Consider the following 1,235-nt stretch of genomic DNA (forward strand, 5'->3'; position numbering starts at 1 on the left):
CACCCCTCACGCCGGCGCCCGCCCGCGCCTCTACGCCGCCGGGGGTGGGGGGGGGTGGCGCGCCTCCCCCAACACCCGGGGCTGCTGGGGGTGGGGCGCCCCCCCCCCCCCCCCCCACCCCGGTTTTGCCCCGGTTTTGCCGGTTTTGACCAACCATCAAGGCCGCAACAACACCTTGCCCTTGCGTCCGGGCAGCAGGCTCGCCGTCACCGCTTCTGCAACATCACCCAGCCCGTAGATCGCCTGCACCGGCAGTTCCAGCTCACCACTCAGCACACGCTGCAGCAGTTCGCCTACCAGTCGACGCTTGTCCTCAACCGACATCTGCTGGCTGACCTTGCTGCCCCAGAAGCCCTTGACCGTGGCCTGCTTGAAGATCAGATCGCCGGAAGGAATCTGCATGGCTTCGCCGGCCATGGTGCCGAACGAAACCAACGTGCCGTTGTCACCGAGCAATGACACCAGATCCGCGCTGGCCTGGCCACCGATGGAATCGACCGCTGCGTGTGCGAGCGTGTCGCCGAGCAATGCCTGTGCGCGCGCCTTCCAATCCGGCTGGGTAGTGGACAGCACGTTATCGATGCCCAATGCCTTGAGTTCATCGACGCCCGCATCGCGACGTACGAGCCCGAGCACATGTACGCCGCGTGCGGCGGCGAGCATGGCAAGGGTCTTGCCGACGGCGCCGTTGGCGGTGTTCTGCACGATCCATTGGCCGGGTTCGGCCTGCAGGAATTCCAGCAGCATCAACGCGCTCAACGGCATGGCGATCAGCTGTGCTGCGGCTTCATCGGCGATGCCGTCCGGCACCGGGATGACCATGCGCGCAGGTGCGATGAAGTATTCGGCCCAGGTACCGTGTACCGAAGCGGCCATGACGCGCTGGCCGATGCTGATGCCTTCGACGCCTTCGCCAAGCGCCTCGATGATGCCTACCGCTTCACTGCCACCGATGGCCGGCAGCGTGGGCTTGTAGCCGTACTTGCCGCGCACGGTCCACAGGTCGTGGTTGTGGATGGGCGCGAGCAGGGTCTTGATCCTTACTTCGCCGGGGCCGGGCTGCGGGATGGGGCTGTCGCCCAAGGCCAGTACGTCGGCCGGTTCGCCGAAGATGGCATGGATGGCGCTACGCATGTTTGTCTCCTGTTGCTGTCGGGGGCCGGGAGTCAAAAGCCGGGTCAAAAACCGGGGGGGGGGGGGGGGGGGGGGGAGCGCAAACCCCCACCCCCCCCCAG

Annotated in this window: 1 protein-coding gene; it reads right to left on the reverse strand. The window is 66.9% G+C overall.

Annotated elements, in window-relative coordinates; translation table 11 throughout:
* Nucleotides 1–156: 156 nt before the first annotated feature.
* Nucleotides 157–1,134: a zinc-binding dehydrogenase gene (locus tag ACVOLR_RS20035; protein WP_481537986.1), complete on the reverse strand. Its 978-nt coding sequence runs from the start codon at nt 1,132–1,134 to the stop codon at nt 157–159.
* Nucleotides 1,135–1,235: the final 101 nt, after the last annotated feature.

The organism is Stenotrophomonas sp. STEN030 (genome assembly GCF_056759995.1).

What these genes read in the sequence shown, in the direction of transcription:
- ACVOLR_RS20035 (WP_481537986.1), bottom strand. Translation starts at nt 1,134, where the DNA reads ATGCGTAGCGCCATCCATGCCATCTTCGGCGAACCGGCCGACGTACTG.